We start from the raw sequence: 13,932 nt of genomic DNA, 5'->3' as shown, positions 1-13,932 counted from the left end.
CGTCCACTCCCCCATAGGCCGTTTCCCCGGCCTGGCCTGATGGGTGGGGAGTCGCTACGCCGTTCTATGGCGGGGAGCAGGTGACTCGGCGAGGGTTTCTACGCCTAGGCGTAGGTGGTGGAGGAGTCGTTGGGCGTGGGTGGGAGCGGTGGCTGCGAGGGCGGTGGCGCCGGCCAGGGCGAGTAGGTCGTGGACGTCGAGGTCTGGCCGTACGGCTCTGGCATCGCGGGCGTGCGCCAGCAGGGTTCCGGCGGCCGAACGCATCGAGTCGTGCCAGCGTTCGAACAGCTCGGTGCGGCGGTGGTCGGGGCCCTCGGTGATCGCTAGGGCCAGGGCCCGCTTGGTGGCGACGGTGCACGACGAAGTCGTTCAGCCAGGTGAAGAGCGCCTCCGCGATGTCGTCGGCGGGGCGAGGGCGGCGGCGGGGCGCTGGAGGGGCCGGCGGCGGTCAAGTAGGCGGCTCTCACGCTCGGGGACCACGTCCCCAACATCCGCGGTGCGGGAGGACGGCGAAGGGAGGGTGAGTGTGCTCTCCAAGGGGCTCGGCGTCAACGCGGACGGTTCGTGCGCCAGCGTGACGTACGAGGACGGGGGTGCGGTGACGTATGGCGAACGGGGCTGGCGGATCAGCCACCGCAGATTTCTCACCCGGCGCGCCCCGCTCGGCGCCCGCGCAGGGCACGGCGGGCACGACGGGGCGCGCCCGAGCGGGGCGGGGCACGCCCGAACGGAGCGCGCCCGAGCGGGGCATGGTCGGGTGGGGCGGGTTCGGGGTGGGGAGTGTCCGGGGTGGGGCGGCGTTCTCGTGGAGAGAGGGTCTGGGCTGGGGGGTGGGGGTTAGACCGGGGTGGTGGGTTTGGTGGGGGTTGGGGTTCGGGGGCGGGTGAAGGTGTTGAAGGTCAGGTTGAGGAGGATGGCGCTGATGGCGCCTAGGGTGATGCCGCTGTTGAGGATGGCGGCCACGTCGCGGGGCATGTTGTCGCCGAAGGCGGGGACGGCGTTCGGGAGCATGGCGAGGGCGATGCTGACGGCGACGACGAGGGCGTTGCGCTCGTCGCGGAGGTCGACCTTGGCGAGGGTCTGGATGCCGACGACGGCGACCATGCCGAACATCGCCACGGCGGCGCCGCCGAGGACGTCGCTCGGGATGGACGCGACGTACGCTCCGGCCTTCGGGAACAGGCCGAGGACCATCATGAAGGCGCCCGCGGCGACGACGACGAAGCGGCTGCGGACGCCGGTGAGGCGCACCAGGCCCACGTTCTGCGCGAAGCAGGTGTAGGGGAACGCGTTGAGGGAGCCGCCGAGGAAGGTGGACAGGCCGTCGGCGCGCAGGGCGCGGGTGATGTCCTCGCCGTCGACGTCCTTGCCGACGATCTCGCCGGTCGCCTTGGAGTCGCCGACGGTCTCGACGACGGTGACCATCATGACCAGCAGCATCGCGATGATCGCGCCGATGTGGAAGGTCGGGGCGCCGTAGTGGAACGGGGTCGTGACGCCCACCCAGTCGGACTTGCCGACCTGGTCGAAGTCGGTGTCGCCGAGGGCGTACGACAGGGCGGTGCCGCCGACCAGGCCGAGCAGGACCGCGACGCTGCTGAGGAACGGGCGCCGCAGCCGGTAGAGGACCAGGATGAACAGCAGCGTCCCGCCCGCGTACATCAGGTGCTTCCAGCTCCCGAAGTCCTTGGCGGCCTTGGCCGCGGCGCCGCCCGCGGCGTCGCTCAGCGCGTTCGGCAGCAGGATCAGGCCCATGATCGTCAGTACGGTGCCGGTGACGAGCGGTGGGAACAGCGGGAGCAGCCGGCCGAGGAACGGCGCGGCGACGAACGTCACGACGCCCGCGGTGATCGTCGCGCCGTAGATGGCGAGCAGGGCGGCGGTGCCGCTCTCCGCGCCCTGGCCGATCGCGATCATGGGGGCGACCGCGGTGAACGTGACGCCCTGCACGATCGGCAGCCGCACGCCGATGCGCCAGAAGCCGAGCGACTGGATGATGGAGGCGATGCCGCAGGTGAACAGGTCGGCGTTGATCAGGTAGACGAGCTGCTCGGTCGTCAGCCCGATCGCGCCGGCGACCAGGATGGGGACGACGACCGCCCCGGCGTAGAACGCGAGCACGTGCTGGAAGCCGTACAGCGCGAGCTTCGGGACGGGCAGCACCTCGTCGACGGGGTGCCTGCTCGGTCGGGGTGCCTCTTCGGACATGCCTGCCTTGCCTTCCGGGGGTAGGTGAATGACATGTGCGCGCTGGTCGGCCAGTAGACCTTCCGGCCACCGGCGCGGTCCATTGGGCGGAGTGCCGAACTCCCCGGCGCCGGGCGGGCTCCGGCTCGGAGGTTCGTCCAATCCAGGGGGCGGGGGCCCGATCCGGTGCGTTCCGGCGGTTCTGGGTGGAACGTTCCGTATGCGGCGGCCGTACGGGGCGACCTGCGTGATCGTCCCGGTCCCGAGCGGAGAAGATATCGTCCCGGGCCTCTCGGGTGTCCGCCCGCCCCGTCGGACGCGGCGCGCCCCCGCCACGGGCGTGCGTGGCGGGGGCGCGCGGCGGGCGGGTCAGGCGGGGTCGGCGTACGCGGCGGGGCGCTTGTCGAAGTAGGCGCGGACGGCCTCGGTCTGGTTCGGGGAGCCGCGCAGCTCGCCGAGGGCGCGGGACTCCTCCAGGAACTGGCCCGCCAGCCCCTCGGAGGCGGGGCGGTTGAGGAGACGCTTGGCGGCGCGGACGGCGTCGGGGCTGTTGGCGGCGATCTCGCGGGCGAGTTCGGTGGCGGCGGCGCGGGGGTCGTCGGCGGTACGGGTCGCGAGGCCGATCCGGACGGCCTCCTCGCCGGTGACCGTCCGGCCGGTGAACGTGAGCTCCTTGGCGACGTCCTCCCCGACGAGCCGGACCAGGGCGGCGGTGCCGGTCATGTCGGGCACCAGGCCCCAGCGGATCTCCAGGACCGAGAGCTTCGCGGACGGCGCGACGACGCGGATGTCGGCGCCGAGCGCGATCTGGAGGCCGCCGCCGAGCGCGTGCCCGTGGACGGCGGCGATGACGGGCTGCGGCAGCTCGCGCCAGACGTGGACGGCCTGCTGGCCGAGGTTGGTGATGCGGCCGGGCTCGCGTTCCATGATGTCGGCCATGAGGCGCTTCAGCCGGTCGCCGCCCGAGGCGGCGGTGGCGTCGCCCGCCATCGCGGCGAAGTTGGCGAAGTCCAGGCCCGCGCAGAACGAGCGCCCCTCCCCCGACAGGACCACGGCGCGCACGGACGGGTCGGCGGCGATCGCGTCGCCGGTCTCGGCGAGCGCCTCGAAGGTGGCCATGTCGAGGGCGTTCAGCTTGTCGGGACGGTTCAGTCGGACGTCGGCGACGCCGTCGTGGACGGTCAGGGAGACGCGGTCGGTCATGGGGACGGTTCCTCTCCGTAGAGACTGCGGCGCCAGAGCGCGGCGAGGGTGGCGACGGCCTCGTCGTCGGTGATGCCGGTGCCGGGGCCGTCGCCGCCCTGCGCGAGCCAGACGAAGCAGAAGTGCTCGAACATCGCGCCGATGGCCGACGCGGCGAGGGCCGGGTCGAGGCCGGCGGCGTGGCCGCGGTCCTGCGCCTGGCGGACGGTGCGCTCGATGATCCGGACGCCGACGAGGCGGCTGGCGCGCCAGCGTTCGGCGAACTCCTCGTCGACCATCGCGAGCTGGAACACGCCGACGAGCACGCCGAGGTGCTCCTTGTAGGCGTCCCAGTAGGCGCGGGCGGCCGTCTCGAAGAACTCGGCGCCGCCGTCCGGCGCGTCCGGCGAGTGCAGCAGGACCTCGTGGGAGAAGCCGTCGGCGAGCGCGGCGAGGAGCTGCTCCTTGTTGTCGAAGTAGCGGTAGAACGCGGCGGTCGACTTGCCCGCCGCCGCCGCGATGTCGTGGACGGTGGTGCGCAGGAACCCGCGTTCGGCGATGAGCGCGCGGGCGGCGTCCTCGAACGCGGCCCGGGTCGCGCGGCCCTTCGCGCTCGGCGGCTCCGGCGGCGCGACCGTCGTCCCGGCGGCCGGGCCGGTCGCGGGAGTGGTGGTCGTCTCAGGTGACATAACGGGATCCATCATCCCAGTAGGGCTCGCGCACCAGGCGGCGCAGGACCTTCCCGGACGGGTTGCGGGGCAGTTCGGCCACGAAGTCGACGGAGGTCGGCGCCTTGTAGTGGGCGAGGCGTTCGCGCGCGTGGGCGATCACGTCGGCGGGCGCGGGTGCGGCGGCGGGGTCGGCGGGGACGACCACGGCCTTGACGGTCTCGCCCCAGCGCTCGTCGGGGACGCCGACCACGCAGACGTCGGCGACGCCGGGGCAGGAGGCGAGGGCGTTCTCGACCTCGGCGGCGTAGACGTTCTCCCCGCCGGTGACGATCATGTCCTTGATCCGGTCGGTGAGGTGCAGGAACCCGTCGGCGTCCAGGAAGCCAGCGTCGCCGGTGCGATACCAGCCGCCGGGCGCGACCAGGTCGGCGGTGGCGCCGGGGGCGCGCCAGTAGCCCGGGGTGCCCTGGTCGCTGCGGACCCACACCTCGCCGGTCGTCCCCGGGGGCCGGTCCTCGCCGGTGCCGGGCTCGACGACGCGGAGCTCGACGCCGTCGAACGGGCGGCCCGCGCTGCGCAGCCGGGTCCCGGCGCGGTGCTCGGCCTCGTCCAGGCGGGTGACGGGCCCGGTCGTCTCCGTCATGCCGTACACCTGGACGAACCCGGCCCGGGGGAACGCCGCCATGGCGCGGCGCAGCACGGTCTCGGTGATGGGCGACGCGCCGTACACGATGGTGCGCAGGTCGGGGGCCTCGCCGAGCGCGGGGTCGTCCAGGAGGGTCCGCAGGACGGCGGGGACGAGGAGCGCGGCGGTCACCCGGTGCCGTTCCAGCGCGTCGATGATCGCGGCGGGCGCGGCCTCGGCGAGCAGGACGAGGTGGGCGCCCTGGAAGGCCGGGACCCACAGCCAGCCGGCGCCGGCCGCGTGGAACACCGGGGCGCAGTTGAGCAGGACGGCGTCCGGGCCCGCGTACGGGTAGACGCCGGGCCTGCGCAGGTGGTTGCGGACCGTGCGGTTGGTGACGATGACGCCCTTCGGCGCGCCGGTCGTCCCGGAGGTGTAGCAGAGCATCGCCAGGTCGCCGGGCTCGGGCGCGAGGTCGATCGGCTCGGCGGGCCCGGCGGGCGGCCACCCGTCCGCGACGATCACGCGCGGTCCGCCGGGCGCGCCGCGCGCCGCCGCGGCCTCGGCGAGCGCGGCGTCGCCGAGGGCGGCGTGCTCGGGGGCGACGACGAGGACGTCCGGCTCGGCGTCGGCGAGGATCGCGGCGAGGCCGGCGGGCGGGAGCCGCCAGTTGAGCGCGAGGGAGACCGCGCGCAGGCGGGACGCCCCGTACATGACGGCGGCGAACGCGATGCCGTTCGGGCCGAGGTAGGCGACGCGGTCGCCGGGGCCGGCGCCGTGCGCGCGCAGGGAGCGGGCGGCGCGGTCGGCGAGGGCGTCCAGGTCGGCGTAGGTGCGGGTCCGTCCGTCGGTGGTGATCGCGGGTGCGTGCGGGCGTGCGGCGGCCTGGGCGCGGAGCCGGGTCGCGAACGAGTAGCTCTCCACGGAAGTGAACGTAACGCCGCGTTCACCTCTTGCCAAGACCTAATTGTGACGTTACGTTCACGAATATTGGCGTTCCGGGTGAACGGCCCGGATCGCCGTCGTTCCAGCGGGAGCCAGCGGGAGGCACGTGTGAAGACCGGAGCGGAGTACCGGGAGTCCCTGCGCGACGGGCGCAGGCTGTTCCTGAACGGCCGGAAGGTCGCCGACCTGGAGGCCGAGCCGCTGCTCGCGGCCGGCGTGGCCGAGGTGGCCGCCGGATACGACCGCTACCACCGGCCCGGCGACGCGGTCGGCCCGTACTTCTCGTTCCCGACGACGGCCGAGGACCTGCGCTCCCAGCTCCACGAGCTGCTGACCTGGGACATGACGACGGTGACGACCGCGCAGGGGCTCCAGGCGCTGCTGACCGCGGCGGCGCGGATGCGCGCCGACCACCCCGAGTACGCCGAGCGGATCGAGGCGTACTACGCGTGGTGCAAGCGGGAGGACGTGCGCGGCGTCCAGGCGATCACCGACGCCAAGGGGCACCGCAGGCTCTCGCCGTCCCAGCAGGACGACCCCGACCTCTACACGCGGATCGTCGAGCGCCGCCCGGACGGCGTGGTGATCCGCGGCGCGAAGATGCACATCACCGCGGCGGCCACCTCGCACGAGCTGGTGGTGATGCCGACCAAGCGGATGAAGCCGGGCGAGGAGGACTGGGCGGTCGCGTGCGCGGTCCCGGCGAACGCGCCCGGCGTGACGATCATCAACACGACGTACGCGCCGCGCGGGGGCGCGACCGGCGAGGACGAGGCGTACTGGCCGCACTCCAGCCGCCACAACATGCCCGAGGGGTTCATCGTCTTCGACGACGTGTTCGTCCCGAACGAGCGGGTGTTCCTCGCCGGGGAAGTCGGGCACTCGGCGACGTTCGCGCACGCCCTCGGCCTGTGGGAACGGCTCGGCGGGACCGCGCACCTGGCCGAGATCGGCGACATCCTGACCGGGTTCGCGCAGCTCATCGCCGAGGCGAACGGGCTGGAGCGGGTCTCGCACATCCGCGAGAAGATCAGCGAGATGATCATGTACGCGACGCTGGTGCGGGCCGGGCTGGAGGCGGCGATCACCAACGCCGAGAAGAGCCCGGAGGGCTGGATGTTCCCGAGCGAGCTCTACACCAACGCCGCCAAGCACTACGGCGCCGCCGAGTTCAGCCGGATGGTGCGCAACCTGCACGACATCGGCGGCGGCGCGATCCTCACCGCGCCGAGCCCCGACGACCTGGCGAGCCCCGAGACCGGCGACTACGTCCGCAAGTACATGCGCACGATGGAGGGCGTGGACGCCGGGTACCGGTCCCGGCTGTTCCACGCGATCCGCGACTACACCGCCGACACGTTCGGCGGCTGGCAGCACGTCACGATGCTCCAGTCGGGCGGCGGCCTGTACGCGCAGCGGATGGTGTCGGCCAAGCACTACGACATGGCGGCGGCCAAGCGGATGGCCCTGGAGATCGCGGGCATCGAGCGATGACCGGGGAGCGCGCGCCGTCCGGCCCGGGTCCGGGCGCGGGTCCCGGCGCGGGGTCCGGCGCGGGTCCGGGCGCGGATCTCGCGGCGTTCGAGAAGGAGGCGCGGGCGTTCCTGGACGCGCGCCTGCCGCCGCGTCCGGCCCGTACGCCGACCGACCGGGTCGCGCTGCTGGAGGAGATCGACCCGGAGCGGGAGGCGGAGACGCTCCGCGCGGCCAAGCTCTGGCAGGCCGCCCTGTACGACGCGGGCTACGCGGAGCTGGAGGGGGAACGGGCCGAGGCGTTCGCCGCGCTCCTCGACGCCTACGACGTGCCCGACCTGCAACCGCTGCTCGTCGGCCTGCACATCGTCGCGCCCGCCGTCCGGACGCACGGGTCCGACGACCTCAAGCGCCGCCGCCTCCGCCCGCTGCTGCGCGGCGAGGTGACGGCCTGCCAGCTCTTCTCCGAGCCGGACGCGGGCTCGGACCTGGCGTCGGTGCGGACGCGGGCCGTCCGCGACGGCGACGCCTGGACCGTGACCGGGCAGAAGGTGTGGAGCTCGGGCGCGCACCACGCCGACCTCGGCGAGGCCCTCGTCCGCACGGACCCGGACGCGCCCAAGCACAAGGGCCTCACGCTGTTCCTGATCGACATGCGGGCGCCGGGCGTCGAGGTGCGGCCGCTGCGGCAGATGACGGGAGGCGCGTCGTTCAACGAGGTGTTCCTGACCGGGGTGCGGGTGCCGGACGCCGACCGGATCGGCCCGCTCAACGGCGGCTGGAAGGCGGCCATCACGAGCCTGTCCAGCGAGCGGGCCGCGCTCGGGGGCGCGGTCGACGCCGTACCGCCCGACCTGGTCGAACGGCTCGCCGAGCAGGCCCGCCGCCGGGGCCGCCTCACACCCGCGACGCGGGCGCGCCTCGGCCGCCTGGACGCGGCGCTCACGGCGGCGCGGCTGGTCAACCGCCGCGACGACCTGGACCCGGCCGCCGCCGCGTCCGTCTCCAAGCTGCTGGTGAACCGGGCCGTCGCGCTCGCCGTGGAGGCCGCGTCGGCCGTGCTCGGCCCGGCGCTCGCCGCCGACCTGTCCGACGGCGGGTACGCGTGGTCGGAGTTCCTGCTGGGCGCGCCCGCGCTGCGCATCGCGGGCGGCACCGATGAGATCCAGCGCACGATCCTGGCCGAGCGCCACCTGGGACTGCCGAGGGACCCGCGATGAGCTACGACCTGCGCGACCTGGTGCGCGCGTTCTGCGCCGACACGCTGCCGATGCCGGAGGTGCGGCGGCTCATGGGCGCCGAGCCCGACCCGGCGCTGTGGCGGCGCTTCGCGGCGCTGGGCCTCGCCGCGATCACCGTCCCGGAGGAGTATGGCGGCGCCGGAGGGACGCTCGCCGACGCCGCCGTGGTGGCCGAGGAGCTGGGCCGCGCGCTCGCGCCGCTCCCCCACCTGCCGGCGTTCCTGGCGGCGTCGGCGCTGATGGAGGGCGACGAGGAGGCGCGCGAGGCGTACCTGCCGGGGATCGTGTCCGGCGAGCTGGCCGCGGTCCTCGCGCGCGGCGGGGTCCGCGCGGACGGCGGGCGCCTCACCGGGACCACGGCGCCCGCGCCGGACGCCGGGACCGCCGACCTGTTCCTCGTCGTCGCGGACGGCGCGCTCCATGTCGCCGAGACCGCCGAGCGCACGCCGCTGACCTCGATCGACGGGACGCGGAGCCTGGCCGTGCTCACGTTCGACGGCACCCCGGCGCGGCGCGTCGGGCCCGCGCCGTCGCCCGCGGCCGGGTGGACGGTCCTCGCCGCCGAGATGGCGGGCGGCGCCCGCGCCGCGCTGGACATGGCCGTCGCGTACGCCAAGGTCCGCGAGCAGTTCGGGCGGCCGATCGGCGCGAACCAGGCGGTCAAGCACCTGTGCGCGGAGCTGCTCCTCGACGTCGAGGCGGCGGCGTCGATGGCGGCGTCGGCGGCGCGCGAGGCGTCCCCGCGCGCGGGCGCGATGGCGCTGGCCTACTGCGGCGACGCGTACGTGCGCGTCGCGACGGAATGCGTGCAGATCCACGGCGGCATCGGCTTCACGTGGGAGCACGACGCGCACCTGTACTACAAGCGGGCGCACGCCTCGCGCGCGCTGCTCGGCGACCCCGACGACCTGTACGCGTCGCTGGTGGACGGCGCCCCGCAGGCGGGAGGCGCGTCGGCGGAAGGCGCGTCGGCGGAAGGGGGCGCGGTCACGTCACCTCGATGATCGCGGCGTCCGCGAGCGCGCCGTCCCGGACGTCCAGGACGCCGATCGTGCCGTGCGGCTGGCGGCGGCGGTCGGTCGGCGAGCCGGGGTTGAAGATCCGGACGTGCTCGTCCGCCTCGTCCATCGGGATGTGGGAGTGCCCGAACACGACCAGCGCCGCGTCCGGGAACCAGCGGTGCATCCGCGCGAGGCGGCCCTTGGCCTGGCCGCTGTCGTGGACCATCGCGACGGGCAGGCCCGCGAGGTCGAGTTCGAGCCGTTCGGGAGCGCCCCACGCGGCGACGTCCGGGCCGTCGTTGTTGCCGAGCACGGCCCGGACGGGGGCGTACGCCTCCAGCTCGGTGAGGACGTCGGCGGTGCACACGTCCCCGGCGTGCAGGATCAGGTCGGCGCCGCGCAGCCGTTCGGCCACGCGCGGCGGGCACGACTTCCAGCGGCGCGGCGCGTGGGTGTCCGACAGGACCACGACTCTCATACGCCCAGTCTGGCCCGCCCCCGGCGGCGCCCGAGATCCGGGGCACGCCGGACGGCGCGTGCGGCGGCGTTCCCGCGGGGCGCGCTTGGGGCGTTCTTGGCGCGGCGGTGGCTTTGCGGCGGCGCCCGGCAGGTGATCATCCACGGGAGGGGCCGAACGGCGGCCGGCCTGCGACCACGGAGAGGACACGCCCCATGGCCGAGTTCCTGAGCGACCTGCGGACACTGCGCGCACGGGCCCGGGAGGAGATCGACAAGGGCCCGGTGACCGAGGCGTACGGCGCCGACCTCGACCGGGTCATCCAGGTGTGCAACGAGGCGCTCGCGACCGAGATCGTCTGCGTGCTGCGCTACAAGCGGCACCAGTACACCGCGACCGGGATCTACTCCGAGTCGGTGATCTCCGAGTTCGAGGAGCACGCCGCCGACGAGGCCGACCACGTCGAGAAGCTCGCCAACCGGATCAACCAGCTCGGCGGGGAGCCCGACTTCAACCCCGAGATCCTCGCGGGCCGCTCGCACACCCAGTACGACGCCTCCCTCGACCTGGTCGACATGATCAAGGAGGACCTGGTCGCGGAGCGGGTCGCGATCGCCTCGTACACCGAGATCATCCAGTGGCTCGGCGACGGCGACCCGACCACCCGCCGCATCTTCGAGGAGCTGCTGGCCGACGAGGAGGACCACGCCGACGACTGGCGCAGCCTCCTCGAACGCCTGCCGAAGGACCTGGCGGCGCACCAGGGCGGCTGACCCCGCGAGCGAGCGCGAGCAAGTGCGGGCACGCGCGGGCACGCGCGGAGGAGGGCCGTCGGCGGCGGGTGATTTTGCCACCGCGGTATCCGGACCCCGGTGGGAAACAACTGTAAGCAGGGAGTCATTTCCCCCTGCTGACCTGCGGAGTTACGCTCGAACCCCTCGCTTCGCCCGCCCTGGGCCGGCCGTACGCCCCCGGCCGTCCCGCCGCGGGCGCCCACACCGCGAGGGCCTAGGGGCGGCCGGGACCCGGGGGACGAAACTCCCTTGCACCGGCCCGGGTTCCGGTCGCCTCACGGCCGGCGGGCGCTGTTCCGGACGTCCGCCGCCGCGGCTCCCAGGGTCCGGAACGCCGCGTCCCGTACCGCGCGAAGCGGATGACTCGACCACCCGACCACCCCCCTCGTGACCGCGACTGAGGGGAAAGGGCATGACGACCGTGGCCGTGCTCGGCGCCGGGACCATGGGGGCGGCCATGGCCCGCCGGCTCGCGGCGGAGGGCTTCACCGTGCGGGCGTGGAACCGTACGGCGGCCAGGCTGAAACCGCTGGAGTCCGCCGGGGTCCGTACGGAGGGCGGCGTCGAGGACGCGGTCCGGGGCGCGGACGCGGTGATCACGATGCTGCCGACCGGGTCCGTGGTCGCCTCGGTCGCCGAACGGCTCCTGCCCGCGATGGGCGAGGACGCGGTCTGGCTCCAGACGAGCACGGTCGGCGGGCCGTGGACCGACCGGCTGCGCGAGACCGCCCGGCACGCGGGCCGCACGATGCTCGACGCCCCCGTCTCCGATGGCGGCGGGGCCGCCGAGCGGGGCGCGCTGACGGTGATCGTCTCGGGTCCGGAGCCCGCGGTCGAGCGGGCCCGGCCCGTGCTCGCCGCGCTCGCCTCCCGCGTCCTGCACGTCGGCGCGGGCGGCGAGGCGTCCCGGATCAAGCTGATCGTGAGCGGCTGGACGGCCGCGAGCGTGGCCGCGATGGCGGGGACGCTCGCGGCGTGCCGCCGCCTCGGCGCCGATCCGGCGCAGGCGGCGAAGGTCCTGGAGGACGGGCCGTTCGCCATGCCGTACGCGCTGGACGAGGCCGAGGAGGTGCGGGACGGCGCCCGCACGCCCGGGTTCCCGGTCGCGCTCGGCGGCAAGGACCTGGACCTGCTGATCGACGAGCTCGGCGACGCCCCCGGCCTCTACCGGCTCGTCCGCGACCTGCTGGAGCGCCCCGGCGGCGAGGGCCTCGGCCGGGAGGACGCCGCCGAACCGCCCCTCCCGGAGCAGGCCCCCTGAGGGCGGACGGATCGTGCGGACCGTACGGGGCGGGGGTCAGGCGCTGGACGGGGCGGACTCGCGGAGCCAGGCCCGGTTGTGGCGGACCTCCTCGGCGGCGTCCTTGACCAGGGCCCGGTACCGTTCGACCGCCTCGGGCGTGAAGCGGTAGCGGGGCCCGCACACGCTGATCGAGCCGTGCACCTCGCCGTCCGGGCCGAACAGCGGCGCGGCGACCGAGGCCGCGTCGGCCTGCCGTTCGCCGAGCGACACCGCGACCCCCTCGCGGGCCGTCTCGGCCAGCCGCTCACGGAGCACGGCCCGGTCGGTGAGCGTCCCGCCGGTGAGCGCGGCGAGCGGCCCGGCGAGCACGGCCTCACGGCGCTCGGGCGGCAGGAACGCCAAAATGACCCGCCCGGACGAACCCGCGTGCAGCGGGAACCGGCGGCCGACCTCGACCGTCATCTTGATCTCCTGCGGGCTCTCGAACTGGTCGAGATAGACCCGCTGATCACCGACCAGGCCGGACAGGGCGGCGGTCTCGCCGGTCTCGTCGCGCAGCCGCCGCAGCACGGGCGCGGCGGCACTGCGGACGTCGAACCCGCGCAGCGCACTGACCCCCAGCGCGACCGCGGCCGGGCCGAGCCGGTAGCCCTGCGTGCCGGGGTCGGTCTCCAGCATCTCCCGCGACACCAGCGACCTGAGGATGCGGTGCACGACGGCCTTGGAGATGCCGAGCTCGCGGCTGATGGCGCTGACGCCGAGGTAGCGGGGGCCTCCGGCGAACAGCAGCAGCACGTCGGCGACGCGCCCGGCCACCTCGGTGCCGACGCTGTCCGCGCCCCGGCGGGGAGCGGCGCTCTGCTTGGTCACGCTGACGATCCTAAGGAACGGGCGGAACGGCTCCCCGAGCCGCGACGGACGGCCGTGACCGATGCGGCGGCGGGCGGCCCCTCCGGTCGCCGTCCCGTCGGCGAACCCTCGGCGGCCCCGCCGTTCCGTCCGTCCCGCCCGCCCGGCGCCGCCGCTCAGCTCGGACGGGGCGGATGACCGGGCCCGTGACCGCGTTCCGGGCGGGGTGTCAGTCGTCGTCGCCCTCGCCGTGGGCGTAGGCGCGCAGGCCGGGGAGGTCGACGACCGTGATCCGCCGCCAGCCGGTGAGGATGAGGCCCTTGCCGCGCAGGCCGTTGAGCGCCCGCGCGACCGTCTCGCGGGACGCGTCGATCCAGCTTCCGAGCTCCTCCTGGGACAGCGCGGGGCCGATCTCGACACTGCCGTCCTCGGCGGGCGCGGCGTGCTGGAGGCTGATCTCGGCGAGGTCGGCGAGCAGCAGCGCGAGCCGCCGGGGGCCGCTCGCGGTCACGTGCGCCTGGAGCCTGCGGCCGGCGTCGTCGATGCGCTGCACGAACGTGCCGCTGACGAGCATCCAGACGCCGGGGTGGGCGTCGAGGAACCCGATGAACCGCGCCGCCGGCACCACCAGCGCCCGGATCGGCGACAGCGCCGTGATCGTCGCCGACCGGGCCCGTTCGGCGAGGACGGCGCTCTCGCCGATCAGGTCGCCCGGCCCCCGCACCGCGAGCACGACCTCGTGCCCGTCCTCGGTGCTGGAGGTGACCTTCGCCCAGCCCTCCATGATGATGATCGCGTGGTCGGAGTCGTCGCCCTGGTAGGCGAGCGGGGCCTTCGGCGGGTAGCGGCGCGGCCGGGACGCGTCGAGCAGGGCCTTCTGCTGGGCGGGGTCTAGCGCGTTCCAGAACCCGTCGCGGAGGGAGCGCCGGCCCGCGCCGCCCGTGCCCGGGTCGTACGGCATGCCCGGATCGTCGGAGGCCAAGGGCGTCTCCCTGGGGGCTGGTAGGGACGGGGGCGGGCACCTGGACGGTTGCCGTGCACCGTAACGCGCCGCGCGCGAAGAACGGAACACTCCCCGCCGGGCGGCCCCGAAAGCGCCGAGGCGGCCCCCCGACCGGCCCGCCGGGCCGTGGTCCCGGCATGCCGAGCGGCCTCGCGAGCGGCCGGTTCCGCGCGGGCCGCGCCGAACTGGGCCGCATCCCCCGGGGCGCCGGGGATCGACGTCTGCGCAGGTGGCGCGGCGAGTGCCGAGTTAAACGTGATT

The 13,932-nt window shown here is 74.8% G+C and carries 12 protein-coding genes and 1 pseudogene; 5 read left to right on the top strand and 8 right to left on the bottom strand.

All coding sequences use genetic code 11. From position 1 onward, the window contains the following. Positions 1-54: 54 nt before the first annotated feature. From GEV43_RS56625 to GEV43_RS36055, 5 genes and pseudogenes are all read right to left on the bottom strand, one after another. Positions 55-339, bottom strand: a pseudogene (locus GEV43_RS56625) (hypothetical protein); the annotation flags it as partial. Positions 340-837: 498 nt separating this feature from the next. Beyond that, positions 838-2,208 (bottom strand): nucleobase:cation symporter-2 family protein, encoded by a 1,371-nt coding sequence (locus GEV43_RS36070; RefSeq protein WP_164717257.1) that lies wholly within the window; start codon positions 2,206-2,208, stop codon positions 838-840. 348 nt (positions 2,209-2,556) lie between these two features. Further along, positions 2,557-3,390, bottom strand: coding sequence for a crotonase/enoyl-CoA hydratase family protein (locus tag GEV43_RS36065; protein WP_160825250.1), 834 nt, complete (start codon positions 3,388-3,390; stop codon positions 2,557-2,559). Then, entirely contained in the window at positions 3,387-4,058 is a 672-nt protein-coding gene (locus GEV43_RS36060; RefSeq protein WP_160825249.1) for a TetR/AcrR family transcriptional regulator, read from the bottom strand. Before GEV43_RS36060 ends, GEV43_RS36065 begins: the two co-directional genes overlap by 4 nt. Further along, positions 4,048-5,589 (bottom strand): class I adenylate-forming enzyme family protein, encoded by a 1,542-nt coding sequence (locus tag GEV43_RS36055; protein WP_160825248.1) that lies wholly within the window; start codon positions 5,587-5,589, stop codon positions 4,048-4,050. The genes GEV43_RS36060 and GEV43_RS36055 overlap by 11 nt, the downstream gene beginning before the upstream one ends. Positions 5,590-5,718: 129 nt before the next feature. Here GEV43_RS36055 and GEV43_RS36050 point away from each other — a divergent pair, with 129 nt between their 5' ends. From GEV43_RS36050 to GEV43_RS36040, 3 genes are read left to right on the top strand one after another with little or no spacing between them, the layout of a single operon-like run. Next, positions 5,719-7,104 (top strand): 4-hydroxyphenylacetate 3-hydroxylase N-terminal domain-containing protein, encoded by a 1,386-nt coding sequence (locus tag GEV43_RS36050; protein WP_160825247.1) that lies wholly within the window; start codon positions 5,719-5,721, stop codon positions 7,102-7,104. Continuing rightward, a complete protein-coding gene (locus GEV43_RS36045) occupies positions 7,101-8,303 on the top strand; it encodes an acyl-CoA dehydrogenase family protein (protein WP_160825246.1) in 1,203 nt (400 codons plus the stop codon). The genes GEV43_RS36050 and GEV43_RS36045 overlap by 4 nt, the downstream gene beginning before the upstream one ends. Further along, positions 8,300-9,328, top strand: a complete 1,029-nt coding sequence (locus tag GEV43_RS36040) for an acyl-CoA dehydrogenase family protein (RefSeq protein ID WP_160825245.1) — start codon at positions 8,300-8,302, stop codon at positions 9,326-9,328. The genes GEV43_RS36045 and GEV43_RS36040 overlap by 4 nt, the downstream gene beginning before the upstream one ends. Here GEV43_RS36040 and GEV43_RS36035 read toward each other — a convergent pair. After that, on the bottom strand, positions 9,312-9,803 hold the full coding sequence (locus tag GEV43_RS36035; RefSeq protein WP_160825244.1) for a metallophosphoesterase family protein: 492 nt from the start codon (positions 9,801-9,803) through the stop codon (positions 9,312-9,314). The genes GEV43_RS36040 and GEV43_RS36035 overlap by 17 nt on opposite strands. A gap of 194 nt (positions 9,804-9,997) precedes the next feature. On the opposite strand from GEV43_RS36035, the gene GEV43_RS36030 reads away from it, so the two are divergent. Beyond that, positions 9,998-10,555: a bacterioferritin gene (locus GEV43_RS36030; protein WP_160825243.1), complete on the top strand. Its 558-nt coding sequence runs from the start codon at positions 9,998-10,000 to the stop codon at positions 10,553-10,555. A gap of 433 nt (positions 10,556-10,988) precedes the next feature. Continuing rightward, the gene (locus GEV43_RS36025) at positions 10,989-11,837 is read left to right on the top strand and encodes an NAD(P)-dependent oxidoreductase (protein WP_160825242.1); all 849 of its coding nucleotides are present in this window, start codon (positions 10,989-10,991) and stop codon (positions 11,835-11,837) included. Between the two features lie 36 nt (positions 11,838-11,873). On the opposite strand, the gene GEV43_RS36020 is transcribed toward GEV43_RS36025, so the two are convergent. Next, positions 11,874-12,689 carry an IclR family transcriptional regulator gene (locus tag GEV43_RS36020; protein WP_160825241.1) on the bottom strand — a complete coding sequence of 272 codons (816 nt, stop codon included), beginning with the start codon at positions 12,687-12,689 and terminating at the stop codon, positions 11,874-11,876. A 208-nt stretch (positions 12,690-12,897) separates the two neighbouring features. Continuing rightward, positions 12,898-13,650, bottom strand: coding sequence for a Crp/Fnr family transcriptional regulator (locus tag GEV43_RS36015; RefSeq protein ID WP_241684162.1), 753 nt, complete (start codon positions 13,648-13,650; stop codon positions 12,898-12,900). Positions 13,651-13,932 lie beyond the last annotated feature (282 nt).

Source organism: Actinomadura sp. J1-007, from assembly GCF_009793335.1.
GTDB classification, from domain to species: Bacteria; Actinomycetota; Actinomycetes; order Streptosporangiales; family Streptosporangiaceae; genus Spirillospora; species Spirillospora yumaensis.
Note: the sequence above shows the minus strand (reverse complement) of the source record. Positions and strands in the feature narration are given on the sequence as shown.